Genomic DNA, 24,339 nt, shown 5'->3' with positions numbered 1-24,339 from the left:
GCTGGGGCAGGCCGGAAACCTAGCCCATACGCATGGCAGGCGTGTCGCGCGCCTGCACATCGATCTCCTGCTGCTGGCGCTGCGCATGTGCCTGTCCACGATCCGCACCGACGGCCTGCAGGGCCTGCAGTGACTGCTCGACCGGTGTCTGCACTGCCCTGTCCGTGGGCATGGAGGTCCGCAGATGCGCCGGATCGTTCAACTCACCCTGCACCACGAACACGTTGCGGCCGGCCGGGTGATCGGTGGTCTGCGCGCTCAGCAACACGTGATCGGCGCGTTCAAGCTGGTTGCGACGCGCCAATGCCATCACGCTCGCCACAAGGCGCTCACTGTTCTCATCATGAGTACGCCCGGCGCTGGCATCGATCGCGGCCACGCCTTCGCGCACCTGCTGCATCAATGCGTACTCACGGTGGCCAGGACCAATGTCGGCCAGACGGGTCGGTGCCTGCGAGGGATCCGGCACGTCGTCCACGGCTGCGGTAAGCGGGCTGCGGGTAATGGTCCGGTATGGGTCGTCCGGGTGGAACTGGGTAAGCTTCTCCTGCCGTTCCAGACGAACCTCGCGGGCGTCGTTGAGTTCGGCGATACGGGCGGGATCGGTGATCTCGCGCAGCGACATGTGGCCGCCGCCTGCACTGACGCTGGCCCATTTCCTGTCGGCTTCGAAGTACATCGCGTAGTAGCTGTTGCCGCCGATGACGTTCGGATCGACCGCTGAGCGGCCCTCTAGTGTCTGGGTGGCTTCCAGCACGCTCAACCGGGTCAGGTACTGCCCGCCCTTCGCCCATCCCATCTGGCTGATGGCATCAACGCTGGTGTTGCCTACGCGCGGGCCTCCGGCGTAGTCGTTGTTGAGCATGTTGGTCCAGATCTGCTCCAGCTTCGCGGGGCCGCTCTTCTGCTCAGCCGCCTGCAGCAGCACGCGCGGCGTCCAGCAGTTGGGATCAAGCTCATGCCGTTCAAATGCCCGATCGTGGGCCAGCATCACATCCTTGCCGGGAAGATTCAGTGCCAGGTCTGGGCGGCGCTCGTTCATCCACTGCTGCCGCAATTCAAGATCTCTTTCGAGCAGGGTCTGCCCAAAGGACTCCCACTGCCGCTCGGTCAACTGTGCATTTGAGAAACGCGATCCCTCATCCTGTTGGGTCTTCGCGTAGTTCTGTGCATAGGTGTTCGCTACACGTCCCGGAAGGCTGTCATTGCGTACAACACCCAGTGCCAGCGTCCCGTAGCCATCGGCTCCCGGCAGCTGCGACAGGTAGTTCCAGTAAAGCTCGCGGTTGCCGTCTCTGGCATAGCTGCCAAGGACTCTGAGATCGCGTTCGGTCAATCCACTCATACCCTGTCCCTTCTCTTCCTTGATTCACCGATCACTGGGACCGGGTGCGCGCGATGACATCCCTGACAACCTCTTCCATACGCTTCCAGTCCTTCAGAAACGCTCTCTTGTAGTCCAGGCTGACGGACAGCTTGTTGTCGATGTCCACGAAATAATGAACGCAGCCGGCTGCCACTTCTCCTGGCTCACTGATCACCTCGCTTCCCTCCAGCCGCACGCCGTCGCGTCGGAATTCCTTGCCGTCACATTTGATAAACGAGCTGATCCGGCCGTCGGCCTGGCGTGCGATGTACCAGTCTCTCTCGTAGGCGGGATTGCGGACAGGCGGCTTCCCGTACCGCGCCTCATACTTCTTCGCGTACACCACCATCTTCGCTTCGTCGATTGCATAGGGCGTCAGCCCCAAGGTCTCCGGCTGTGCAACGCGTTGATCGAGACGATCCCTGGGATCCTCCCTTTCCACAGAATCCTCTTCCGTGACGGCTTCATTTGACGACAGCCTTGAAAGCAGTGTTTCGACGGGAACGCGATCAACGTAGTTGATCCGAATGGGAATCTCCTTACGGAAATCATTCGTACGCGGATTGGCCCGGGCACCTGGCAGTGTCGGCTTCATGTCCGGCCACTCGATGACCAGCGTCACGCCCTCGCCAGGCCACGGTGCGATCTGGCTGTCCAGGTAGTTGGCCGGAATGCGGAAGGTGTTCGGCCCCAGCTTCACGTCCACGGGGGCATCGGTATAGGTGTGGCCGTTGATCGTGCGGCCGGTCTGGGTTGCGCCGGACATGGCGGGATTCCTTTCGTGTTCGGTGGACGGCGGACGTGCACACGCGCCGGCATTCACTACGACGGCAAGCGCGAGCGTCAGGCAACGGCCGGGAGACATCACGTGCATGGGCATTCCATTGCAGGGTTCCGGCGCCACTATAGGCAACCGGGCGTCAATGGAACAGGAACCGCTTCGCAGCCCTTCACCGAGTGAGGCGGCGCTCCACATGCGCTGCCTGTAGTACTGCGGCTATTGCCGTGGTCTCCAGGACACTGCGGGGAGCACGGGCCATGTCGACGACGCTCGGCGCTCCGCCTCAGGTCTCAGCCGTCGCTGTCCGTGCTTCTATGGCCGCGATAGGTTTCACCCCACTCGCGCATCGCCAGCAGCACCGGCACCAGCGTGCGCCCGAACTCGGAAAGCTCGTACTCCACCTTCGGCGGCACTTCCGGGTACACGTGGCGGATCACCACGCCATCGGCTTCCAGTTCACGCAGCTGGCTGGTGAGCATGGACTGGGTGGCATTGGGCACCCGCCGCGTCAGTTCCATGAAGCGACGCTTGCCGGACATCAGGTGAAAGAGGATGACAGGCTTCCACACGCCACCCATCACCGACAGCGTGACCTCCACAGCGCAACCGCTCTTGCCGTCCCAACGCTTGCTACGCATGAATACTCCGGAAAACCATAGTACCTACGGAAAATCATCGTTCTTGTTGCGATAACGGTGCGAGCCTAGCATGGGCTCATCCACTGAACGTGAGCCCCCACCATGAGTTTCAAGGCACTGCTGACCCGCAAAACGAACGACGGCGTATCCACGGAACTGGTCGATTTCGATGACGCCAACCTGATGGACGGCGACGTGCTGGTGCAGGTTGAATATTCAACGCTGAACTACAAGGACGCACTAGCCCTCACCAATACGCGCCCGGTCATCCGCACCTTCCCGTTGATTCCCGGCATCGACCTTTCCGGCGTGGTGCTGGAGTCGAGCAATGCCGATTTCCAGCCCGGTGACCGTGTCGTGTTGAATGGCTGGGACCTGAGCATGGGCCACCATGGCGGCCTGGCACAGCGTGCCCGCGTGCGTGGCGAATGGCTCAACAGGATTCCCGACAACTTGAGCACCCGCGACGCCATGGCCATCGGCACCGCTGGCTATACCGCCATGCTGTGCGTACTGGCCCTGGAACAAGCCGGCGTGACGCCAGACAAGGGTGATGTGCTGGTGACCGGCGCCAACGGTGGCGTCGGCTCGATTGCGGTGGCAATTCTCTCAAAGCTGGGCTATCGCGTTGTGGCCGCTACCGGGCGCCCGGAACACGCCGAGTATCTGCACAGCCTGGGCGCCGCCGAGATCATCGATCGCGCGCAGCTTTCAGAACCGCGCGACCGTCCGGTGAGCGCCGAACGATGGGCCGGCGTGGTGGATGTAGCCGGTGGCCCTACCCTCGTCAACGCCATCGCCGAGACGAAATATCGCGGTGCCGTCGCCGCCTGTGGTCTGGCGCAGAGCGATGCACTGCACGGCTCGGTGCTGCCCTTCATTCTCCGCAACGTAACCCTTGCGGGCGTGGATTCGGTGAATGCGCCGCAGGACGTTCGCCAGCGTGCCTGGGACCGGCTTGCCACCGACCTGGATCCGCAGAAGCTTGAAAGCACGGTGCAGCTGATTGGGCTTGCCGACGTGCTTGAGGTCTACGAGCAGATCATTCCGGGCAAGGTGCGTGGGCGGATTGTCGTGGATGTGAATGCCTGAGGAAGCCTCCCCAGCTGAGTCCATCCGGCAACGAATGGTGAACACGCCGTGAAACCATGCGAGCGTCAGTGGCCGCTTGCCACTGCTGCTCGCATACGCTCAGGTTTCCGACGACTGTGGACACCGCCATGTCAATGACTGCACTTGCACTTGCCACCGCCCTTTCCGGCCTGGCCGACATTGCCTGGGAGCGCGAGCGCGGTGAAGACGCGCACCAGCTGATGCTCTGCCAGATCCATCGCGATGAGCTGATGCAGGATGACGCGAAGAACGATGCTTACCAGCGAGCCAAGGCGGTATGCGATCTTCTGGCGCGTGAGTACAGGAACAAATGGGATTTCGATGCGCAGGAGGCATTGGCAGCATCGGCAGTGGATCTGGATGAGCTGATCCGGCGGGGAGACCTGGTTGAGGTGCCTCCAACGAGGCAGGACCGCGTCTACGAGTGATTCCATGCTGGCAGGTGCTGGCACCTGGAGCTGCCGCAGAGGGGCCAGGTCCAGTGCCGATCGGCGCGGCTAGCGGATGCGACTCCGCGCCAGTGCCAGCCGCCTGATCTCGTCTGGCGGAAGGACGATGCCATCTTCCATCTCGATGCGCATCTGCGAGACATCACCCTCGTGCCCCTGCGTTGCAGCGGTCACCAGAATCTTCAGTGCATCCGTGCGGATATCGTAGCCGCCGACGGAGTGCTTCAAGGTACCCACGCTGTTCCAGTCGATTTCCATGATCGGCGCCCATATCCACAGGCGTCATGCTGGCAACCGCCTTCACGAACGTCAATGAAACCGGTCGCATGGCCGGCCATGAAGCGAAAGGCCACATGCGTCGTCAACGCCCCTTATCATGGAGGCGTAAGGGCTCTGCAAGCCCAATTGACGTACGCAAGGCAGTAACTGGATGTCTATGGATTGGCACCCCTCGGGCTGGGGTCGACTTCTTACCCGCTCACCAGATTGGCGGCTGAAGCTTGATGGTGAGCACGTCGAGCTCACGGTCGGCGGCAAGCAGTACCGGCAGCACGCGGCTGACGACGAGCGCGTGCAGGTCATTCCCGGACTCTTCTGGGCCAGGGTCGTGCTGCAGACCCAGGGCGACGGCGTTCTGACCATGTATGGACTGCCCAACGGCCAGGCCTCCCGGCTCGCGGCTGCCTTGCAGCATGTGCGTTTCGCGCGCACGACGCGCGGGCGCAAGGCCCTCTTTGAGACCCTCCTGGAGCAGATCCAGTCATGGCTCGCCGAAGCAGACGCCCTCATCGACCGGAGCAGCACCGGCCGCCGCTGGATCACGCACGAACAACAGCAGGCACTGCTGGCCGGTTGCCCCACCCTGCCGATCCCGCCACGCGAGCTGGAACAACTGTTCCTCGATGAGGATGTGCACCAGGACCTGCATTCGCCCAGCAACCGTGCAGCGCTGGACGCCCTGCACGACTGGCAGCTGGATTGGCCTGCCGTGTGGGCCGAGGCCAACGCGACCATGGCAACGCGTGAGTTGGTGCTGGCCAAGGACTTCCTGGACAGGGTCGAGAGCAAACCACTGACCGAGGAACAGGCCCGCGCCGTCATCTGCTTCGACAACCGCGTGCAGGTCGTGGCCGCAGCCGGCTCCGGCAAGACCTCCACGATGGTCGCCAAGGCCGCTTACGCCATTGATCGCGGCTTTGTCGAACCCGAGCGGATCGTGATGCTCGCCTTCAACAAGGATGCCGCCAGGGAGCTTGAAGAGCGCGCACAGCGTTCCTTCGACCGGTTGGGCATGGGCGATATCGCAATCGAGGCACGGACCTTCCATGCACTCGGCTTGGCCATCGTCGCCAAGGCCACCGGACGCAAGCCTGATATCCCCGAATGGGCGATCGACGCAACGCTGGGCTTCAACAAGCTGGCCGAACTGGTGGACGACCTGAAGGATCGCTCGACCCACTTCCGCACCCAATGGGACATGTTCCGTCTGGTGTTCGGGCGCGACCTGCCGCCATTCGGCGCGGAAATGGAGGCCGACGGCTACGACCGCGATGGCACGCCCTACATCCGTACCCTGCAGGGGGAACGGGTGAAGAGCCTGGAAGAGTGCGTGATCGCCGACTGGCTTTTCTACAACGGCGTGACGTACGACTACGAGCGACGCTACGAATTTGATGCGGCGACTGACACCCATCGCCAGTATCGCCCCGCCTTCCATTACCCGGACGCAGGGCTGTATCACGAGCACTTTGCGCTGGATGCTGATGGCCAGCCGCCGGAGCACGTTTCCGACTATCTCGAAGGCATGCGCTGGAAGCGCCAGCAGCATGCAGCGCGCGGCACGGCCCTTGTCGAGACGACCTCCTTTGGCCTGCGCAGCGGACATGCCCTGCTGGACCTCGCAGAGAAGCTCGGCGAGTCTGACATCGAACTCGACCCGAACCCGGACCGCGAGCTGCCCGACCAGGGCGCCAAGCCGATGCCCGATGCGGACCTGATCGGCCTGATGCGAACCTTCATTGCGCATGCCAAGAGTAACTGCCTGACGCTGGACGATATGGCGGCGCGCCTGCGGCGGATGCCCGAGGATCAGTTCAAGGAACGCTACCGGCGCTTCCTGGAGATCGCCGGGCCGGTTTTCCAGGCCTGGGACAGTGCGCTGGCTGACGAGCGCAGCATCGACTTCGAGGACATGCTCAACATGGCGGCCGGCCTGCTTGAACAGGGCCACTATGAATCACCCTACGAACTGGTGATGGCCGACGAATTCCAGGACGCCTCACGCGCCCGTGCCCGACTCTGCCGTGCATTGGTCAGCCGCCCCGGCCGCTATCTGTTTGCAGTGGGCGACGACTGGCAGTCGATCAACCGCTTCGCCGGTGCCGACGTTTCGGTGATGACCGGATTCCGCGAGTGGATGGGGCACGGCCAGGTGCTGAAACTGGAACAGACGTTCCGCTGCCCGCAGGCACTGTGCGATGTGTCCAGCCGCTTCATCAGCCGCAATCCCGCGCAGATCACCAAGGAAGTTAGCTCTGCTGCGCCGGCAATGGGCCAGGTGCTGCAGGCGTTCCAGATGAACCGGCGTGAGGAGGTGCAGGATGGCGTTCGCCAGTACCTCGCCAGGTTGCATCAGCAGCTGCTGTCCGGTGCCGTTCCACAGGGCCGAAACGGGCGCGTGACAGTCTTTGTTCTGGGGCGGTATCGCGCGGATCGCGGTGCAGTGCCTTCGGATTGGAAGACGGCCTTCGGCAGCACGATGGACGTCGAGTTCCTCACGGTCCATCGGTCGAAAGGACGCGAGGCGGACTACGTTGTTCTGCCGGGGATGGTAAACCGCAGCTTCCCGAGCCTGCGCTCGGATGACCCGGTGCTTTCGCTGGCGATGCCGGAGGGTGATATCTATCCATTGAGCGAAGAGCGGCGGTTGTTCTATGTGGCGCTGACGCGTGCGCGACGATCGGTGGCCATGTTCACCCTGCAGGGGAAGCACTCGCCGTTCTTGGACGAGCTGGTGAAGGACGGAGCTGTGGAAGTGACCGCGATATCAGGCGCGGCGATCCACGAAGAGCGCTGCCCGGTGTGCAAGGTGGGCGTGTTCGTGGACCGGAATGGGCCGCATGGGGTCTTCCGGTCGTGCTCCAGTTACCCGTTGTGCCATAACAAGCCGAAGGGTGGGCGCCGCGGGTAGCCGTCCAGGATCTGCCACCCGTTCGAACACGCCGACACTAAACCTCAGCGGTGGGATATCGACTGTAACGGCGGCAGGGCCACCGACTCCCACTTTCCCACAAAGAGAAAGCCGGCACTGGGCCGGCTTATGGATCTTTTTCCAGCACCTGCATCAACGCTTTGAGCACAGCTTTCTCAAGCTGAGCACGATGTCCGCAAAGCCATAAAGGAAAGGCGCAGCAAGAAGCGCGGAGACGCCTGATCCCAAAAGCCAGGGAACAATGCCAGTAAGCGCCAACACGATGCTGATGACGCCAACCGCGGCCGACAAACCTCCGACCGTCTGGATGACAAGCGGCAGCGTCTCACTCTCTACTCGTGACTGTTCTGCCGAAGTCGGGTCCACCGCATCCATTTCACTCATGATTAGTCCTGTCCGTGAAACCTGAATACTAGCTCAGTAAACGGCGTTTTGTGCTGGTGTCTCTCGGAACATCCCACCGATCCAGTGGGAGCGCTTCTTATCCGCCGACTCAGCAAGAACACAGGCGTACCGCGCACCACTTCCTGCTTGAGCCGCAGCAGCGCAGTCGAAATCAGACTCCGCGTGAAACAGCGCGATCACTTCCACTGCAGCAACGGTCTGAATCGATTTCTTGATTCTCTGCCGAGAGTTTTTTTGCATCCATCCCTGTCCTCAGCTGAGGACAGCTGCGCAGGTAGGGAAGCCTGAGAAAACAAAAAGGCCCCTATCACTAGGGGCCTTCTGGAATCCTGGCGGAGAGAGTGGGATTCGAACCCACGGAAGGTTTGACCCTTCGCCGGTTTTCAAGACCGGTGCCTTAAACCGCTCGGCCATCTCTCCAATCGGGTCCCGGTCGCCCGGGCAGCGCCGTATTCTCGCACGTGAAGGCCATTTGCCCAAGACCACCCTTGCTCCCTCCCTTCGCATGCGGCACGGTGGGGCCTTCACTGCAATCGGAGCCCCCATGGCCCACCTCGACCTGGCCAACCTGCGCACCACCCTGCTGGACGACACCCAGCTGGCCGCAGTGGCCCTGCACCGTACTTTCGCCGGGCACCTCCCGGTCAGCAGCGGGCATCTGGTGGTTTGCGATCCACTGGTCCAGGCCGAGGCACCCGCGCTGGCCGATTACACCGCTCCCGTGGGTCGGCATCCCGTCGAGATCATCGTGCACAGCGGCCGCCCCGCACTGGCCGTGGCCTGGTTCAAACCCCGCGAAGCCCTCATTGCGTCTGCCCTGCATTGGCAGATGGCGCGCTGGACCACGCAGGACCTGACCGGCCTGGACGAGGACAGCTTCATCGGCTATCCGGTCGACGCCGGCATCGGCTGTTTCATGGACACCGACACCCAGCAGGCACTGCTGGCCCTGATCGAACAGGCCGATGGCGACGAAGACAGCGAGTGGTCGGATGCACTGATCGACCATGACGGCCTGGATGACGGCGCCGAATACCGCCCCTGGGGCGAGGACTCACCACACGGCCTGGTCGTGTTCACCAGCGGCTGGGGCGACGGCGTGTATCCCAGCTACTGGGCGCTGGATACCTCCGGCATTCCGGTCGCCCTGGTCACCGACTTCCTGTGCATCCAGGGCGGTGACGGGCGCGACGAACGCGAGATCGCCGATCAGGCCTATCGCGACAGTCTGCCGCCAGAAGAAGCGGAGGCACTGGCGCTGCTGGTGGCTGCCGTAGAGCGCGATGACGCAGAGGCGCTGCAAGCCCTGCTCAAGGATGCACCGCGGCGCGCCAACCAGATCGAGCCGGGCTGTGGCGGCACCGCGCTGTTCGAGGCGGTCCGCCTGGACCGCCCGCGAGCGTTGCGGGTGCTGCTGCAGGGCGGCGCGTTGCCGGCGATGCCCGAGCGCCTGCACATGAGCAAGGTGACCAGCTACATGGACTACGCCCACTTCCTGAAGAAGCCACGCAGCGCGGAACTGATGGCGGTGCTGGAAGCGCCGGTCGTTGCTCCCCAGCCAACGGCCCAGCCGCGACGCGGCTTCTGGGATCGGTTGTTAGGGCGGAATTGATCGCGATCGGAAGCGACAACGCCGGGCATGGCCCGGCGCTACCGTTCAACTCTCTCAGCCGGCATCCACTGCCAGCGCACCCAGTGCACTGGCCTTGATCCGCTCCTTGGCCTTTTCACAGGCGCCACCGCAATCCAGGCGCGAGGCCTCCAGCTGCGGCGGCAGGTGCTCGGCCAGGAAGTCGATGAACACGCGCACCGCCGGCAGCAGGCCGCGGCGCGAGGCGAACACGGCATGGCACACGCCCTGCGGCAGCGACCAGTCCGGCAGCACTACTTCCAATTCGCCGTTGCGCACCGCATCGGCGCACACGGTTTCCGGCAGCATGGTGATGCCGAAACCGTCCTTCACCATGCTCTGCAGCAGCGGGAAGTCGAAACCGGCCACGCGCGGCTGCAGGTCGACCCGGCGCACTTCGCCTTCCGGGCCATGCAGCTCCCAGCGCTGGCGGGCTTCGTCTTCGCTGATGCTGAGGGTGACGTGCTGGGTCAGCTCTTCAGGATCCTTCGGGCGTCCCGCACGGTCCAGGTACTTCGGGCTGGCCACCAGCAGTTCCTGCACCTGGCCGAAGCTGCGCATCACCAGGCTGCCGTCGTCGTCCAGGCGCGAACGCACGCGCAGGGCCACGTCGTAGCCTTCATTGATGATGTCCACGCGGCGGTTGCTGATGTTCAGCTGCAGCCGCACCTTCGGGTACTGCTCGAGGAACTTGGGCAGCAGCTTGGGCAGCTGCATCTGCGCCAGCGATACCGGCACGCTGGCACGCACCAGGCCGCGCGGTTCCGCACTGAGGCGATCCACCACCTCGCGTGCGGCCTGCGCCTCGGCCAGCATCGTCTGCGCGTGGCGATGCACGCTGGTACCAACGTCGGTCACCGCGAAACGGCGCGTGGAGCGCTGCAGGAGGCGCACGCCCAGGTCGGTTTCCAGCTGGCTGATGCGGCGGCTCAGGCGCGACTTGGGGATACCCAGAGCGCGCTCGGCGGCGGCGAATCCACCGTGGTCGACCACCATCGCAAAGTAGTACAGGTCATTCAGGTCATGCATGCCCGAGTTCCATATCTAGAACAATACGTGGCATTCAAACACCTTTATCCCGCCTTTGCAACAACCTATCGTTCTCTCCGTCGGCGGGGCCACCCGCCCTTCCCTCCAGAACATAGGTGACTGCCATGAAGCTTCTGCATCTCGACGCCAGCGTGCTTGGCGAGAACTCCGTCTCCCGCCACCTGACCGCCGCCGTGGTGGCCCGGTTCAAGCAGCAGGTCGAAGGCCTGCAGGTCGATTATCGCGATCTTGACGCCAATCCGGTACCGCATCTGCGCAGTGGTTCGCTGGCCAAGACCGACGTGGCCGAAGCCGCCGAGGCTGAACAGGTGCTCGAGCAGTTCCTGGCAGCTGACATCGTGGTGATCGGCGCGCCGATGTACAACTTCAGCATCCCCTCCACCCTGAAGGCTTGGATCGACCGCGTCGCCGTGGCCGGCCGCACTTTCAAGTACACCGAGAACGGCCCTGTGGGCTTGGCCGGTGGCAAGCGGGTGATCGTGGTCAGCAGCCGTGGCGGCATCTACACCGATTCGCCGGCGGACTTCCAGGAGCCCTTCCTGCGCCAGACGTTCGCCTTCTGGGGCATCAACGACATCGAGTTCGTGCGTGCCGAGGGCATTGCCTATTCGCCACAGCACCGCGAAGACGCGATTGCCGGTGCGCTGGCAGCGCTGCCGTCGCACCAAGCGGCTGAAGCCGCCGCGGCGTAACACGTTCCAGCGTTCCAGCGTTCGGCGCCGCTCTCTCCTCGTCTGGGCGCTGAACGCGGGCCGGGATCCCCTCCCCCATCCCGGCCCACCCTGGCGGCCCCGCATTGCGGGGCCGCTTTTTTTGCATGCCGATTCTTGCCCGCCGGGCATGGCCCGGCGCTGCCCGTGCAGGTGCCGGCATGGTCCGGCCGGCTCTGGTAGCGCCGGGCCATGCCCGGCGGAAGCGGTACAGTGGTTCATGGACTACATCGTGACCACTGCACATCGCAGCGAATTTCCGCACCCGATCACCCTGCGCCGTGGCCAGGCACTGGTGGTCGGCGAACGTTATGAGGGCCCGGAGGGCTGGGAAGACTGGTTCCTGTGCGAAGCCGAGGGCCAGCAGCCCGGATTCGTGCCGGCGCCGGTGATCGGCCGCGATGCGCAGGGTGGCGCGTTTGCCACGGTGGACTACTGTGCGCGCGAACTGGATGTGGATCCAGGGCAGATGCTGCGCGGGCAACACACGCTCAATGGCTGGGCGTGGTGCGTGCCGGAGACGGGCGAGCCCGGATGGGTGCCGTTGGAGAAGGTGCGCGCCGTGGAGTGATCGCGGTGGTTCATCCACGCATGGCGAGGAAGTAGCCCGCATTGTAGATCCACGCCATGCGTGGATACGGTGCCATGCAAGCATGGCACCCACCCGATCAGGGAATCAGCCGATGGTTTCCAGCCCCCCCATGTACGGGCGCAGGGCCTCCGGCACGGTGATGCTGCCGTCGGCGTTCTGGTAATTCTCCATCACCGCGATCATCGCGCGGCCCACGGCCACGCCCGAGCCGTTCAGCGTGTGCGCCAGTTCCGGCTTGCCCGTGGCGGGGTTACGCCAGCGGGCCTGCATGCGGCGGGCCTGGAAGTCACCACAGTTCGAGCACGAGGAAATCTCGCGGTAGGTCTCCTGCGACGGCAGCCAGACCTCCAGATCGTAGGTCTTGATGGCCGAGAAGCCCATGTCGCCGGTGCACAGCAGCACCTTGCGGTACGGCAGGCCCAGTTTCTCCAGCACCACTTCGGCGCAGCGGGTCATGCGCTGGTGTTCGGCGTCGCTGTCTTCCGGGCGGCTGATCGAAACCAGCTCGACCTTCTCGAACTGGTGCTGGCGGATCATGCCGCGCACGTCGCGACCACCGCTGCCAGCCTCGGCACGGAAGCACATCGAATGGGCGGTCATGCGCAGCGGCAGGCGTTCGGCATCGACGATCTCGTCACGCACGATGTTGGTCAGCGGCACTTCCGAGGTCGGGATCAGGTAGCGCGTGGAGTCGCCCACGGCAGTCTTGAACAGGTCGTCCTCGAACTTCGGCAGCTGGCTGGTGCCGCGCAGCGAATCGGCATTGACCAGCAGCGGTACGTTGGTTTCCTCGTAGCCGTGCTCACCGGTGTGCAGGTCGACCATGAACTGGGCCAGGGCACGGTGCAGGCGCGCGATCGGGCCGCGCAGCACGGTGAAGCGCGAACCGGACAGCTTGGCCGCGGTTTCGCCGTCCAGCCAACCGTTGCGTGCGCCCAGCTCAACGTGGTCCAGCACCTTGAAGTCGAACTGGCGCGGGGTGCCCCAGCGCGACTGCTCGACGTTCTCGCTTTCATCGGCACCGGCCGGCACGTCATCAGCCGGAAGGTTCGGGATACCCATCGAGATGGCGTCGATCTTCTCGCGCAGCTCGTCCAGCGCCACTTCCGAAGCCTTCAGCTCGTCGGCGAACGCGGCGACCTCAGCCATGATGGCCGAGACGTCCTCGCCCTTGGCCTTGGCCTGGCCGATGGCCTTGGAACGGCTGTTACGCAGGCTCTGCAGCTCCTGGGTCCGCACCTGGATGCGCTTGCGATCTGCCTCCAGGGACTCCAGGGCAGACACGTCGAGCTCGAAGCCGCGGCTGGTGCGCAGGCGTTCGGCGAGGTCGGCGGGCTGGTGGCGGAGCAGGGCTGGATCAAGCATGGCAGGTGTCGTGGTGGGTATCAGGAACGGGATTATCGCCTGTTATACGGATTTCTGCCGCCCGGTTCATTCCCGCCGTGGCAGAATCGAGCCATTCCGTACTGGTCTGGTCCATGTCTGCACCTCGCTCGTCGCCCGCCAAGTCGTTCACTGTGCATATCCCGCGCAACGCCCTGAAGATCGCCGGCATCGCCTTCGGTGTGGGCGTGCTGCTGTTCGTGCTGGTCTGGTTGACCGGTCGTGACAAGGAGTTCTTCCGCGCCGACCCGGCCGCGCAGACCCCGCAGGAAACCGCCCAGGTCGAGCCCCTGCCGGAACCGTTGGCCGCTGCGGCCGGTTCCAGCGACATGCCTGACGCCAAGCCGGCACCGGTGGAGGAAGAAGCGCCGAAGCTGGTCGAAACCGCTCCGCCGCCGCCCGCCCCGATCGCCGAGCCGGCCCCGGCCGCCCCGGGCGCGGCGCCGGCCGCGACCGGCAACAGCCAGCCGATGCCGATTGCCGGCCAGTCGCCGCCTCCCTCCTACCCTGCCGCCGCCCTGCGTGCCGGCGAGACAGGTACCGTGGTGGTGCGCGTGGACGTAGATGCCACCGGCTACCCGAACAACACCACGCTGATCCAGCGCAGCGGCTCACGCGAGCTCGACCGTGCCGCCACCGACGCCGTGCGGCGCTGGCGCTTCACTCCGGCACAGAGCAACGGCCAGGCCGTACCGGGCAGCATTGAGGTGCCGTTCGACTTCAAGACGCAGTAACTGAACGCTTTCCGGCAGGCAAACTGAACCCTGCCGGTGGCGTTGACGCAACGCTGACACTCCTCGTCCGTGGCTCGGGCAACACTTCCCACGTCGCCAAGTGACGGAAGGAGTTTGCGATGACTGCCACCACCCACGAGAACCTCCACTCGCCGCATCTGCCGCAGGATTCCAGCGCACAGCACACGCCCACCTCGCCCTGGATGTGGATTGCGCTGATCGTGGCGATGTTTGCTGCCGCCCTGCTCTGGTTGCGTTACTCCAACCAGGAAGATGTGGCGCCGGCACCGGTCGGTGAGCGCATTTTGCCGGCCCCTGAGCAGGCTGCGGCGATCGATGCAGCGGCACCTGCAACGCGCCAGGCCGCCCCGGCCTCAAGCCAGCGCAAGGCTGCGCCAGTGGTGCGTAATCGTGAAGCACGCCCGCTGGCCAGCAATCGCATGCCTACCTACCCCGCTGCCGCACTGCGCAGTGGCGTGCAGGGCAGCGTGATCGCAAGCCTGAATGTCGATACCCGCGGCAATGTCGCCAACGCTGCGATCGTCTCGCGCAGCGGCGAGCGCAGCCGTGACCTGGATCGTGCGGTGCTCAACACCGTGCAGAACTGGAAGTTCCAGCCGGCAATGCATGAAGGCCGTGCCGTAGCAAGCGTGGTGCGGGTTCCGGTGGATTTCCGTACCGAGCAGCGTTGATCGCGGACGAGGGGTTCGTGATGTTTCGACGGAGGCTTCGGCCTCCGTCCTTTTATGCGGAGACGTCTGCCAACCAAGGTTGGCACCTACCGGGCGATGTGAGCGTGCCAACCAGGGTTGGCACCCACCGGGTGATGGAAGCGTGCCGACCAAGGTCGGCAGCTACCGGGGCGCGCAATCCACCGGGCCTGGCCCGGCGGATTCGGTACCGCTCAGCCTAGATTGAACCCGGCCCCGCGCGCCAGTCCGTCGAAATCCGGGAAGGAGGTGGCGACGTTGGCGATGTCGTTGATGCGCACTTCGCCGTCACTGATCTGGCCGGCAATGGCAAACGCCATGGCGATGCGATGGTCGCCGTGACTTTCGATGGTGCCACTACCCAGGCGTACACCGCCGTGCAGGGTTGCGCCATCTTCAGTTTCGTCCACCTGCATGCCCAGCGCGCGTAGGCCGGTCGCCATTGCGGCAAGACGATCGGATTCCTTCACTCGCAGTTCGGCAGCACCACTTACCACGGTCTGCCCTTCGGCGGCCGCAGCGGCCACGAACAGCGCCGGGAACTCGTCGATCATGTCCGGCACCAACTCCTCCGGAATGCGCGCACCCTTCAGCGGCGCGTAGCGCACCACCAGGTCTGCCACCGGTTCACCGCCCTGCTCGGCCGGGTTCTCTTCGGTGATATCCGCACCCATCAGGCGCAGCGCGTGCAGCAACCCGGTGCGACGCGGATTCAGGCCGACCTGCTTCAGGCGCAGTTCGGAGCCGGGAATGATGCTGGCAGCCACCAGATAGAACGCGGCCGAGGAGAAATCGGCGGGCACCACGATGTCGGTGGCACGCAGGCGCTGGCCGCCACGCAGGCGGGCCTTGCCTGGCGAGAATTCGATCTCCACCCCGAATGCAGAGAGCATGCGCTCGGTGTAGTCGCGGGTCGGGTGCGGTTCCACCACGCTGGTTTCGCCCTGCGCATACAGGCCGGCCAGCAGCACCGCCGACTTGATCTGCGCGCTGGCCACCGGCGAGGCGAAGTCGATGCCGTGCAGCGATTGCCCGCCATGCACGTGCAGCGGCGGCGTGCCGTCATCCTGGGTGTCGATCTTCGCGCCCATCTGCGACAGCGGGCCGGTGACGCGGCGCATCGGGCGTCCGGACAGCGATTCATCACCGATCAGCGTGCAGTCAAATGGCTGGCCCGCCAGCAGGCCGGCCAGCAGGCGCATGCCGGTACCGGCGTTGCCGCAGTCCAGCGGTGCATCCGGTGCTTTCAGGCCGTCGATACCGACGCCGTGCACGATGCGCTGCGACGGGCTTGGGGTCTCGATGCGCACGCCCAGCTGGCTGAAGATGCGCGCAGTGGCGCGAGTATCTTCGCCTTCCAGGAAACCCTCGATATGCGAGGTGCCATCGGCCAGCGCGGCGAACATCACCGAGCGGTGCGAGACCGACTTGTCGCCGGGAATGGTCAGGCTGCCCTGCAGCGGCTGGCCCTTGCGGGCGATCCAGTGTTGCGCGTTGCTCATCGTTCGATCGTTCCGTAAACGCCGGCAGCACCGGCGATGCATCAGGGAGCGGCAGCCGCAGCCACCGCAGCAGCAATCAGGGCACGGCCACCGGATAGGAGCCGAGTACCTTGATCTGCGCCGAGTGCGCTTCCAGTTCGGCCAGAGCGGCCTGCATCGGCGCGTCGTCGATGTGGCCGGCCAGGTCGATGAAGAAGCCGTATTCCCACTTGCCGTGGTGCGACGGGCGCGACTCGATGCGGTTCATGCTGATGCCGTGGCGGGCGAACGGGCTGAGCACATCGAACAGCGCACCAGGCTTGTCATGGATGAACACCAGTACCGAGGTGCGGTCGTGGCCGGAGGTCGGGAAGATGTTGCGGCCCACTACCAGGAAGCGGGTGGTGTTGTCGGCATCGTTCTGGATCGGCTTGGTGACCACCTTCTTCAGGCCATATACGTGGCCGGCGCTCTCGCCACCGATGGCCGCCGCGTCGTCGGCATTGCGCGCACGACGCGCACCTTCGGCATTGCTCGAGACCGGAATCTTCTCGGCCTTCGGCAGGTTGGCGCGCAGCCAGGCCGAGGTCTGCATGAACGACTGCGGGTGCGCGTAGATGCGCTCGATGTCCTCGATGCGGCCGCTGCGCGACATCAGGTACTGCTGCACGCGCAGTTCCACTTCGCCACAGATCTTCAGGTTGGAGGTCAGGAACATGTCCAGGGTGATCTGGATGGTGCCCTGCCCGGAATTCTCCACCGGCACCACGCCGAAATCGGCGCTGCCCGCTTCCACTTCCTGGAACACTTCTTCGATGCTGGCCATCGGCAGGCCCAGCGCCGAGCGGCCAAAGTGCTTGAGCACGGCCTGCTGGCTGAAGGTGCCTTCCGGGCCGAGGTAGCCGATCTTCAGCGGCTCCTGCTGGGCCAGGCAGGCCGACATGATTTCGCGGTAGACGTGCACCAGCAGCTCATCGCTGAGCGGGCCTTCGTTGCGGTCCACCACCATGCGCAGCACCTGCGCTTCGCGCTCGGGGCGGTAGTAGTCGACGGCGGCGGCGAGCTTGCCCTTGGCCTTGCCGACCTGGTGGGCAAAGCGTGCGCGCTCGGCGATCAGGTTCTGGATGTCGCGGTCGATCTGGTCGATCTTCGAGCGCACATCGGCCAGCGCCAGCGGCGCCAGGGTGGGCGCCGGATTCGAGGCGGCCTTGGCCTTGCTCTTCGCCTTGGTGGACGCGCTGTCCTTGGCCGGTTCGGCCTTCTTCGGCGCCTTCTTGCTGGATTTGCTGCTTGCCATCGGAGTTCCTTGTTACGGGGCCCGCACCCAACGGTGCGCGCCGTTCATTGCTCAGCCGTGACGCTGCTGGAAATCGGCCATGAAGGCGACCAGCGCCTCGGCCCCGGCCAGCGGCATGGCGTTGTACAGCGAGGCGCGGATGCCCCCGACCACCTTGTGTCCCTTCAGCGCCAGCAGGCCAGCGGCCTTGGCTTCGGCGACGAAGCGGGCATCGAGCTCGGCATCAGGCAGGAAGAACGGGATGTTCATCCGCGAACGTGCCGCATGCGCGACCTCGTTGCGGTAGAAGCCACCGGAACCGTCGATGGTGCCGTACACCAGCGCGGCCTTGGCGGCGTTGCGCTTGGCGAACTCGGCCACGCCGCCTTCGGCCAGCATCCACTTGAACACCAGGCCGGCCAGGTACCAGTTCCAGGTGGGAGGGGTGTTGAGCATCGAGTCGCGAGCGACGTGTGAGCGGTAATCGAAGATGTCCGCCCGCGGCTGGCCGCTGCGCTCCAGCAGATCGCGGCGGATGATCATCACCGCGATGCCGACCGGGCCGAGGTTCTTCTGCGCTCCAGCGTAGATCACGCCATAGCGGCGCACGTCCAACGGCTCACTGGCGATGGACGAGCTGAAGTCGGCCACCAGCGGCACGTCGCCGGTATCAGGCACGTCACGGAACTCGACGCCGTGGATGGTCTCGTTGGCGGTGAGGTGCACGTAAGCGGCATCAGGCGAGAGCTGCCAGTCGGCGCGCGGCGGCAGCGTGCGGTAGCCGTTGGCCTCGCTGCTGGCGGCAATATTGACGTCGACGTAGACACCGGCCTGCTTGACTGCGGTCTTGCCCCAGTGGCCACTGACCACATAGTCGGCCCGCTGGCCGGGGGCGGCGAAGTTGAGCGGGATCAGCGCCTGCTGGGTGGTGGCACCACCGGACAGGAACAGCACCGCATAGTCTTCGGGGATGTCGAGCAGGCGCCGCAGGTCGGCCTCGGCTTCGGCGGCCACGGACATGAATTCCGCGCCGCGATGGCTCATTTCGACGATGGAGGCACCGCTACCGTGCCAGTCCAGCATTTCCGCCTGCGCCTGGCGCAGGACCGATTCCGGCAAGGTTGCAGGGCCGGCACTGAAGTTGAACGCGCGCGTCATGTCACACCTGTGGGGCAAGACCCCTAGTATGCCGCAGTGCACCAGCCTTGCGGCCTTGTGCGGCAAGGGAAATTTGGTTTCATTGGAATCCATTGACCGCCAGCATGGCGCCGGTAGTCGCCGACATTGGTCGGCGTACGCCGTCAGGCGTCATCCCCACCTAGAGAGCGTGCCGACCAAGGTCGGCACCTACCAAAGCAGTGTGCTGTCAGGCGTCATGACCACCGAAGGAACGTGTCGACCAAGGTCGGCACCTACCAGGAGCGGGGAGATGAGCACCGTCCCGATAGCGCCGGGCCATGCCCGGCGAATGCAGGATCAGCGCGCGCCGAACCAGAGCAGCAGGCTGAGCACCGCCGCCAGCAGCAGCGCACTGACCAGCAGCCACGGCCAGCGCCGGACCTTGCGCGGGGCGGCCGGCAACACCGGCGCCTGCTCGGTGTCCTGGCTGGAGTCGTCCTCGTCCGGCAGCGGGCGCCGCCGCGGGTCGTGCGGCACTTCCAGCACGAACCGATGCTGGCCATCGAACACTACCTGGTCGCCCGCCTGCAGCCAGCAGTGGCGCACGGCCACGCCGTTGACCCGGGTGCCCTCGGCGCTGCCCAGGTCGCGCAGCAGCACGCGCTCGCCATGCACTTCCACACGGGCGTGCTGTTCGGCGAAGGCCGGTTCATTGATCTCGATGTCGGCGTCACCGCCGCGACCGACCAGGCGGGTTCGCGACAACGTGAAGCTGCGGCCATGATGCAGGCCGCCGACGCCGCGCAGCAGGCGCTGCTGCTCGTCGTTACCACCATCGCTGTTGGGCGCGGGCGCCTGCAGCAGGCTCTCGACCTCGCCCTGCAGGACCATTTCCACGCCATCCACGTACACCGCATCGCCTGCACGCAACAGGGCCATGCGCCGCACCGGGCGACCGTTCACATGGATGCCGCGGATGCCGTTGCCGACCTGCAGCCAAAGGCCGCGATCGTCCATGCAGAACTGGGCCAGCAGCAGGGCACCGTTGCCGGCATCGCCCAGCCGCACGCTGCCGTTTGCCTGGCGCACGATGCGTTGCACCCCGGGCCGCAGCGGCTGGTCGGGCTGTTGTTGTTGGCTGAAGTGAACAAGCAGGTTCTGCACGCGGCGCAGCCTAGCAGGTTGGTCGCCCCCGAAGAAGAACCCACGATGAGCGCTTGGCGCGAAGGCCCTCGATGCGCACAATGCTCGCCCTCATTGATCATCCCCGCTTTGCGCCAGGAGCCTGCATGTCCACCATCGATGTCCGCCACGCCCACGCCCTGCCCGACGCACAGGCGCGCGCCGCGATCGAACAGGTTGCCGCCAAACTGTCCGAGCGCTTCGGCCTGAAGTCGTCCTGGGCCGCCGACGTGCTGAACTTTTCCGGCAGCGGTGTGGACGGCGCGATCGAACTGCAACCGGGCGCCGTGCGCGTGACCGCCAAGCTGGGCTTCCTGCTGTCGGCGATGAAAGGCATGGTCGAAGGCGAGATCCAGCGCGTGCTGAAGGAAAAGCTGGGCTGAACCCCGGCGGCGACCGTCACGACCGTGCAACGCCGTCACGCGCTACTCTCGGGTCAGGCCCAACTCCCACGGGAAGTGCGATGAACCGCTACGAAAATGACGACCGCCGCGACGACGACGCCTCTTTCGGTGACCAGGCTGAGCGCTTCTCGCGCAAGTTGAGCGACTCGGCACAACAGGTATGGCTGGCCGGCCTGGGTGCCCTGGGCCGCGCCCAGGCCGAAGGCGGCCGATTCTTCGATGGCCTGGTCAAGGAAGGCGAAGCCTGGGAGGCCCGCCGTCGTGAACGCAATGGCGAACAGCCTCCCGGTTGGCGTGACAATGTCGAATCGTCGCTGGACGAGGCCCGCGAAAAGGCCTCCGGCACGTGGACCAAGGTCGAGAAGGCCTTCGATGACCAGGTGCAGGGCGTGCTCAAGCGCCTGCATGTCCCCACCGCCGACGAAGTGACCGCGCTGGAGGCCCGCATCGACGCGTTGCAGGCGCGCTTGGCCAAGCTGGAAAACCGCGCCGCCTCAGACATCGATGCACCGGCGCCGGGCAGCCATCAATCCCCTGGCAGCGTGCCCTGACAGCAATTGTTGCAATGCAATAAAATTTGATCGACAATCGCGAGCAACCCGCCAATCGCTTCGGCTGCCGTTTGTTCCCTCCCCTCACGGCTTCAGGATTGGCGGGTTTTTCATGCCCGCTCTACGCCGATCTGCGCGTTCCATCACGCTTCCTGTCAGGATCCTCCTGACCCAGCGGCACGGTGCGACCTTTACACTGTCGTTCTCCGCATTCGCCCCTTCCGCGCACCTCCTGCATGCTCCCTTGGATCCTGGCCCTGCTGTCGGCCCTGCTTACCTGTTCCCTGGCCGTTGTCTATCTGTGGTGGATCAAGCGGCGACAAAAGGAGATGCAACTGGGCCTGCAGGCCCTGGCCGGCATGCATTGGCGCGAGTTCTCCGTACTGGTCAAACGCATGCTGCGCGAGCAGCGCGGCCTGCGAGAACTGAACGACCCCACCGAGGAGTCACGCGAACCCAGCAGTGATTTCCTGCTGAGCGACGGCCCCAACAGTTGGCTGGTCTCGTGCAAGCACGGCCTGGCCTATCGCATCGGCACCGCCGCAGTGAACGAACTGGGTGCGGCGGCCCGCCTGGCCGGCGCCCGCGGCGGTGTGCTGCTGACCGAAGGCCGGATGGAACGCGACGGCCGCAGCGCCGCCGAGAAGCAGGCGGTCGAGGTGCTGGACGGCCCGCGTCTGTGGCCGCTGCTGCAGCCCTATCTGCCGGTTGATATCGAAGCCCGTGTGCGTGCCAGTGCCCGTCATGAGGCGCTGCGTCGCATTGCCATTGCCGCATTGGGTTCGGTGACGCTGGGCCTGCTGGTGGGACTGAGCCTGCAGGGCCTGCATGTGCAGGACGCCCCGCTCGTTGCGGAGGTGCCGGTCGCCCCCGCGCCCGTTGCGCCTGCGGTTGAAGCGGCGCCCGAGCCGGCCCCCGCTACCAGGCCACCGGCCGCTGCGCCTGCACCGGCCACGCCCTCAACCGACGCGCGCAGCAACCCCAACCCGGATGCCGCCACGCTGGAGCGCTTCCAGGCCGATCTGTCCCGTGCCTTGGCCGGCAAGCCCGGTATTGCCAGCGGTGTCTGGCTGACCCGGCAGACGCTGGCGATCAACCGCACCGGCGAGCTGGACGCGGTGTGGCCGCGGGTCTGCGAGGAAGTGCTGCACTACCCCGCCCTGCGCAACGTGCGCATCCAGCTCAACGCCCGCCCCGGCGTGGATGAGCCCGTACGCTGGCGGCAGTGCGCTACGTATTGATTGGGGTGTCCGTAGATCAACGCCATGCGTGGATGCCCTTGTGGAGTCGAGCCACGCTCGACTCAATCGCATCGCGCGAACAGCAGCCGAGCATTGGCTCGGCTCTACATGGCGCCTGTTCAGCCCAATGCTGCGAGATGCGCGAGCGGGGTCGACCCTAGCGCGCCCCAGGCGCGAAGCGCGCGACCAGGTCCCAGGCGTCGCCGAGGAACACCTGGCGCACACGGGTGATCGGCTGTTCGCCGCGCCAGGTAAGGCGCTCGATCACCAGACAGGCGGTGCCGGGCTTCACGTCCAGCAGCTTGGCGGTGGCGGTGTCCGCGCCCCAGGCGCTGATGCGGTGCTGGGCGCGGGTCCACGACACGTTCTGCAACAGCCAGCTACCCGGCGCGGTGGTGTTGAAATCGACGTCCAGCACCTCGGGCACACCCACCGGGCTGATCAGGCGATGTTCCAGTGCCAGCGGGCGGCCGTCGGCCAGATGCAGGCAGCGCATCGCCAGCAGGTTTTCCTGGCCGGCCAGCTCGACTTCACCGGCATTGCCGGCATCGGCCAGGCGCAGGTCGCGCTGCAGCAGACGATACGCGTACTGATGGCCGCGCGAGCCGACTTCCATCGCGATATCGGGAATCTCCAGCGCCACCTGCTCCAGGTGCGGGGGCTGCCGCGCCACGAACGAGCCAGCGCGACGGCGGCGCTCGATCATGCCGCTCTCGGCCAGCGCTGTCAGCACCTTGTTCACTGTCATCCGCGAGCACCCGTACTGCTCCATCAGTTCGTGCTCGTACGGAATACGGAAGCCCGGCGCCCACTCCCCGCTGAGGATGCGGCTTTCCAGGTCGCTGCGGATGCGCTGGTTGAGCGTGGCGGACTTGCTGGCCTTCACGTAGTGGGGTCTCGATGGTGGGAGGCGATCAGCCCAGCACGCCACGCAGGGCAGCGGCGAAGGCGGTAGTGATGGCCTCGCGCTGCAGGTGGCGGCCCTCGGCCACGCACTGGCGGCCATGGCGCCAGACCGATCGCAGCGCGCCATTACGTGCGGCGAACACCCAGCTGTCAAGCCATGCGTCACCGTGTCGCGCCTGCAACGCGGGGTGCGCGGCATCCAGTTCAACCATGTCTGCGCTGGCACCCACCAGCAGGCCGGCAGCCACGCCAAGCGCCTGTGCACCGCCCTGCAATGCCCCTTCAAACAGGAAGCGCCCGGTGCTGCGGCCAGCATCCGGGGCCAACACGTTGCGACCTCGCAGGGCCAGCCGCTGGCCGTATTCCAGCAGGCGCAGCTCTTCTGCGGCATCGATCAGCACGTTGGAATCGGAGCCGACACCGAAGCGTCCGCCCTCGCGCGCGAAGGCCTGCATCGGGAACAGGCCGTCGCCCAGATTCGCCTCGGTGATCGGGCACAGGCCGGCCACGGCCCTGCTGGCGACCATCTGCGCACGCTCGTCGTCGGTGATGTGCGTGGCATGCACCAGGCACCAGCGCGCGTCGACAGGCGCATGGTTGTACAGCCACTGCACCGGTCGCTGGCCACTCCATGCCAGGCAGGCTTCGACCTCGCGCACCTGCTCGGCGATATGGATGTGTACCGGGCCGTCGGTCAGCGGCAGCAGCGCGCTCAGCTCCTCGCCCGTCACCGCGCGCAGGCTGTGCGGGGCGATGCCCAGCACCGCATCGGGCAGCGTGGCCAGCGCGGTGCGGGCGCCATCAAGCAGCTGCGCGAACCCTTCGACGTCATGGATGAGGCGGCGCTGTGCCGGGTTCGGCGGCGCCCCACCGAAATCGGCGTGTGCATAGAAGACCGGCAGCAGGGTCAGGCCGATGCCGGTCTGCGCGGCTGCAGCTGCAATCTGCGCGCTCATCTCGGCGCGATCGGCGTAGGGGCGGCCATCGGCATCGTGGTGCAGGTAGTGGAATTCGCCGACACGGGTGAAGCCGCTTTCCAGCATTTCCATGTAGGCCTGGGCGGCGATGGCCTGCACTGCATCCGGGCGCAGATGGGCCAGGAAACGGTACATCAGTTCGCGCCAGCTCCAGAAACTGTCGCCGTCGCCGCCACCGATCTCGGTCAGGCCGGCCATGCCGCGCTGGAAGGCGTGGCTGTGCAGGTTCGGCAGGCCCGGCACCAGGATGCCCACGCGGGTATCGCCTTGCTGCGAAGCCTGCCCACGCGTGACCTCGGCGATGCGCCCGTTCTGCACCTGCAGGCGGACGTCGGCGGCCCAGCCGTCGGCCAGCAGGGCGTGGGCGGCATGGAAGGAGTGCGCGGGACGCGAATCGGACATGGCTGGACAACCCGAATTGGACGCCTAT

24 protein-coding genes and 1 tRNA gene are annotated in these 24,339 nt (G+C 65.5%); 11 read left to right on the top strand and 14 right to left on the bottom strand.

What is annotated here, in order from left to right:
• Positions 1–19: 19 nt before the first annotated feature.
• The 3 genes from DI041_RS03425 to DI041_RS03415 form a co-directional block, all read right to left on the bottom strand.
• The gene (locus tag DI041_RS03425) at positions 20–1,345 is read right to left on the bottom strand and encodes a Smlt3024 family type IV secretion system effector (protein ID WP_136638219.1); all 1,326 of its coding nucleotides are present in this window, start codon (positions 1,343–1,345) and stop codon (positions 20–22) included.
• Positions 1,346–1,376: 31 nt separating this feature from the next.
• Positions 1,377–2,240, bottom strand: coding sequence for a Smlt3025 familytype IV secretion system inhibitor (locus DI041_RS03420; protein ID WP_136638220.1), 864 nt, complete (start codon positions 2,238–2,240; stop codon positions 1,377–1,379).
• A 197-nt stretch (positions 2,241–2,437) separates the two neighbouring features.
• Positions 2,438–2,785 (bottom strand): winged helix-turn-helix transcriptional regulator, encoded by a 348-nt coding sequence (locus tag DI041_RS03415; protein WP_136638221.1) that lies wholly within the window; start codon positions 2,783–2,785, stop codon positions 2,438–2,440.
• Positions 2,786–2,887: 102 nt separating this feature from the next.
• Between DI041_RS03415 and acuI the strand changes: the two genes are divergently transcribed.
• Positions 2,888–3,877, top strand: a complete 990-nt coding sequence (gene acuI / locus DI041_RS03410; RefSeq protein WP_136638222.1) for an acrylyl-CoA reductase (NADPH) — start codon at positions 2,888–2,890, stop codon at positions 3,875–3,877.
• Between the two features lie 116 nt (positions 3,878–3,993).
• Complete coding sequence (locus DI041_RS03405; RefSeq protein WP_248298424.1) at positions 3,994–4,326, top strand: hypothetical protein; 333 nt, start codon at positions 3,994–3,996, stop codon at positions 4,324–4,326.
• Between the two features lie 69 nt (positions 4,327–4,395).
• Here DI041_RS03405 and DI041_RS03400 read toward each other — a convergent pair whose 3' ends face one another.
• Complete coding sequence (locus DI041_RS03400; RefSeq protein WP_248298425.1) at positions 4,396–4,605, bottom strand: hypothetical protein; 210 nt, start codon at positions 4,603–4,605, stop codon at positions 4,396–4,398.
• A gap of 178 nt (positions 4,606–4,783) precedes the next feature.
• On the opposite strand from DI041_RS03400, the gene DI041_RS03395 reads away from it, so the two are divergent.
• On the top strand, positions 4,784–7,537 hold the full coding sequence (locus DI041_RS03395; RefSeq protein ID WP_136638225.1) for a UvrD-helicase domain-containing protein: 2,754 nt from the start codon (positions 4,784–4,786) through the stop codon (positions 7,535–7,537).
• A gap of 153 nt (positions 7,538–7,690) precedes the next feature.
• On the opposite strand, the gene DI041_RS03390 is transcribed toward DI041_RS03395, so the two are convergent.
• Both DI041_RS03390 and DI041_RS03385 read right to left on the bottom strand, forming a co-directional pair.
• The gene (locus tag DI041_RS03390; protein ID WP_136638226.1) at positions 7,691–7,942 is read right to left on the bottom strand and encodes a hypothetical protein; all 252 of its coding nucleotides are present in this window, start codon (positions 7,940–7,942) and stop codon (positions 7,691–7,693) included.
• A 351-nt stretch (positions 7,943–8,293) separates the two neighbouring features.
• Positions 8,294–8,383, bottom strand: a tRNA-Ser gene (locus DI041_RS03385).
• A gap of 124 nt (positions 8,384–8,507) precedes the next feature.
• Here DI041_RS03385 and DI041_RS03380 point away from each other — a divergent pair.
• On the top strand, positions 8,508–9,575 hold the full coding sequence (locus tag DI041_RS03380) for a DUF4241 domain-containing protein (protein WP_136638227.1): 1,068 nt from the start codon (positions 8,508–8,510) through the stop codon (positions 9,573–9,575).
• 54 nt (positions 9,576–9,629) lie between these two features.
• On the opposite strand, the gene DI041_RS03375 is transcribed toward DI041_RS03380, so the two are convergent.
• Positions 9,630–10,622 (bottom strand): LysR family transcriptional regulator, encoded by a 993-nt coding sequence (locus DI041_RS03375; protein WP_006375981.1) that lies wholly within the window; start codon positions 10,620–10,622, stop codon positions 9,630–9,632.
• Positions 10,623–10,747: 125 nt separating this feature from the next.
• On the opposite strand from DI041_RS03375, the gene DI041_RS03370 reads away from it, so the two are divergent.
• Positions 10,748–11,335 (top strand): FMN-dependent NADH-azoreductase, encoded by a 588-nt coding sequence (locus tag DI041_RS03370; RefSeq protein WP_136638228.1) that lies wholly within the window; start codon positions 10,748–10,750, stop codon positions 11,333–11,335.
• A 238-nt stretch (positions 11,336–11,573) separates the two neighbouring features.
• Positions 11,574–11,924, top strand: a complete 351-nt coding sequence (locus DI041_RS03365; RefSeq protein WP_046987637.1) for an SH3 domain-containing protein — start codon at positions 11,574–11,576, stop codon at positions 11,922–11,924.
• 105 nt (positions 11,925–12,029) lie between these two features.
• Here the strand turns inward: DI041_RS03365 and serS are convergent, their stop codons facing one another.
• Entirely contained in the window at positions 12,030–13,310 is a 1,281-nt protein-coding gene (gene serS, locus DI041_RS03360) for a serine--tRNA ligase (RefSeq protein ID WP_136638229.1), read from the bottom strand.
• Between the two features lie 113 nt (positions 13,311–13,423).
• Between serS and DI041_RS03355 the strand changes: the two genes are divergently transcribed.
• Both DI041_RS03355 and DI041_RS03350 read left to right on the top strand, forming a co-directional pair.
• Positions 13,424–14,062 (top strand): energy transducer TonB, encoded by a 639-nt coding sequence (locus DI041_RS03355; RefSeq protein WP_136638230.1) that lies wholly within the window; start codon positions 13,424–13,426, stop codon positions 14,060–14,062.
• Between the two features lie 119 nt (positions 14,063–14,181).
• The gene (locus DI041_RS03350) at positions 14,182–14,754 is read left to right on the top strand and encodes an energy transducer TonB (protein ID WP_046987515.1); all 573 of its coding nucleotides are present in this window, start codon (positions 14,182–14,184) and stop codon (positions 14,752–14,754) included.
• Between the two features lie 212 nt (positions 14,755–14,966).
• Here the strand turns inward: DI041_RS03350 and aroA are convergent, their stop codons facing one another.
• The 4 genes from aroA to DI041_RS03330 all read right to left on the bottom strand — a co-directional run bounded on the left by aroA (position 14,967) and on the right by DI041_RS03330 (position 19,812).
• Positions 14,967–16,274 (bottom strand): 3-phosphoshikimate 1-carboxyvinyltransferase, encoded by a 1,308-nt coding sequence (gene aroA / locus DI041_RS03345; protein WP_046987516.1) that lies wholly within the window; start codon positions 16,272–16,274, stop codon positions 14,967–14,969.
• A 76-nt stretch (positions 16,275–16,350) separates the two neighbouring features.
• Entirely contained in the window at positions 16,351–17,550 is a 1,200-nt protein-coding gene (pheA, locus tag DI041_RS03340; RefSeq protein ID WP_046987517.1) for a prephenate dehydratase, read from the bottom strand.
• Positions 17,551–17,601: 51 nt separating this feature from the next.
• Positions 17,602–18,687 carry a 3-phosphoserine/phosphohydroxythreonine transaminase gene (gene serC / locus DI041_RS03335; protein ID WP_136638231.1) on the bottom strand — a complete coding sequence of 362 codons (1,086 nt, stop codon included), beginning with the start codon at positions 18,685–18,687 and terminating at the stop codon, positions 17,602–17,604.
• A 318-nt stretch (positions 18,688–19,005) separates the two neighbouring features.
• Positions 19,006–19,812: an FHA domain-containing protein gene (locus DI041_RS03330; RefSeq protein WP_046987519.1), complete on the bottom strand. Its 807-nt coding sequence runs from the start codon at positions 19,810–19,812 to the stop codon at positions 19,006–19,008.
• 125 nt (positions 19,813–19,937) lie between these two features.
• On the opposite strand from DI041_RS03330, the gene DI041_RS03325 reads away from it, so the two are divergent.
• The 3 genes from DI041_RS03325 to DI041_RS03315 all read left to right on the top strand — a co-directional run bounded on the left by DI041_RS03325 (position 19,938) and on the right by DI041_RS03315 (position 22,026).
• Positions 19,938–20,213: a polyhydroxyalkanoic acid system family protein gene (locus tag DI041_RS03325; protein WP_005410185.1), complete on the top strand. Its 276-nt coding sequence runs from the start codon at positions 19,938–19,940 to the stop codon at positions 20,211–20,213.
• Positions 20,214–20,293: 80 nt separating this feature from the next.
• The gene (locus DI041_RS03320) at positions 20,294–20,785 is read left to right on the top strand and encodes a phasin family protein (protein ID WP_046987520.1); all 492 of its coding nucleotides are present in this window, start codon (positions 20,294–20,296) and stop codon (positions 20,783–20,785) included.
• Between the two features lie 236 nt (positions 20,786–21,021).
• Entirely contained in the window at positions 21,022–22,026 is a 1,005-nt protein-coding gene (locus DI041_RS03315; RefSeq protein WP_046987521.1) for a restriction endonuclease, read from the top strand.
• A gap of 157 nt (positions 22,027–22,183) precedes the next feature.
• Here DI041_RS03315 and hutC read toward each other — a convergent pair whose 3' ends face one another.
• Both hutC and DI041_RS03305 read right to left on the bottom strand, forming a co-directional pair.
• On the bottom strand, positions 22,184–22,912 hold the full coding sequence (gene hutC / locus DI041_RS03310) for a histidine utilization transcriptional repressor HutC (RefSeq protein ID WP_136638232.1): 729 nt from the start codon (positions 22,910–22,912) through the stop codon (positions 22,184–22,186).
• 28 nt (positions 22,913–22,940) lie between these two features.
• Positions 22,941–24,311 (bottom strand): formimidoylglutamate deiminase, encoded by a 1,371-nt coding sequence (locus DI041_RS03305; protein WP_136638233.1) that lies wholly within the window; start codon positions 24,309–24,311, stop codon positions 22,941–22,943.
• Between the last annotated feature and the right edge of the window lie 28 nt (positions 24,312–24,339).

Source organism: Stenotrophomonas maltophilia (assembly GCF_004920835.1).
In the GTDB taxonomy this organism is placed as follows: Bacteria; Pseudomonadota; Gammaproteobacteria; order Xanthomonadales; family Xanthomonadaceae; genus Stenotrophomonas; species Stenotrophomonas maltophilia_AQ.
This window is presented reverse-complemented; position numbering and strand designations above follow the sequence as displayed.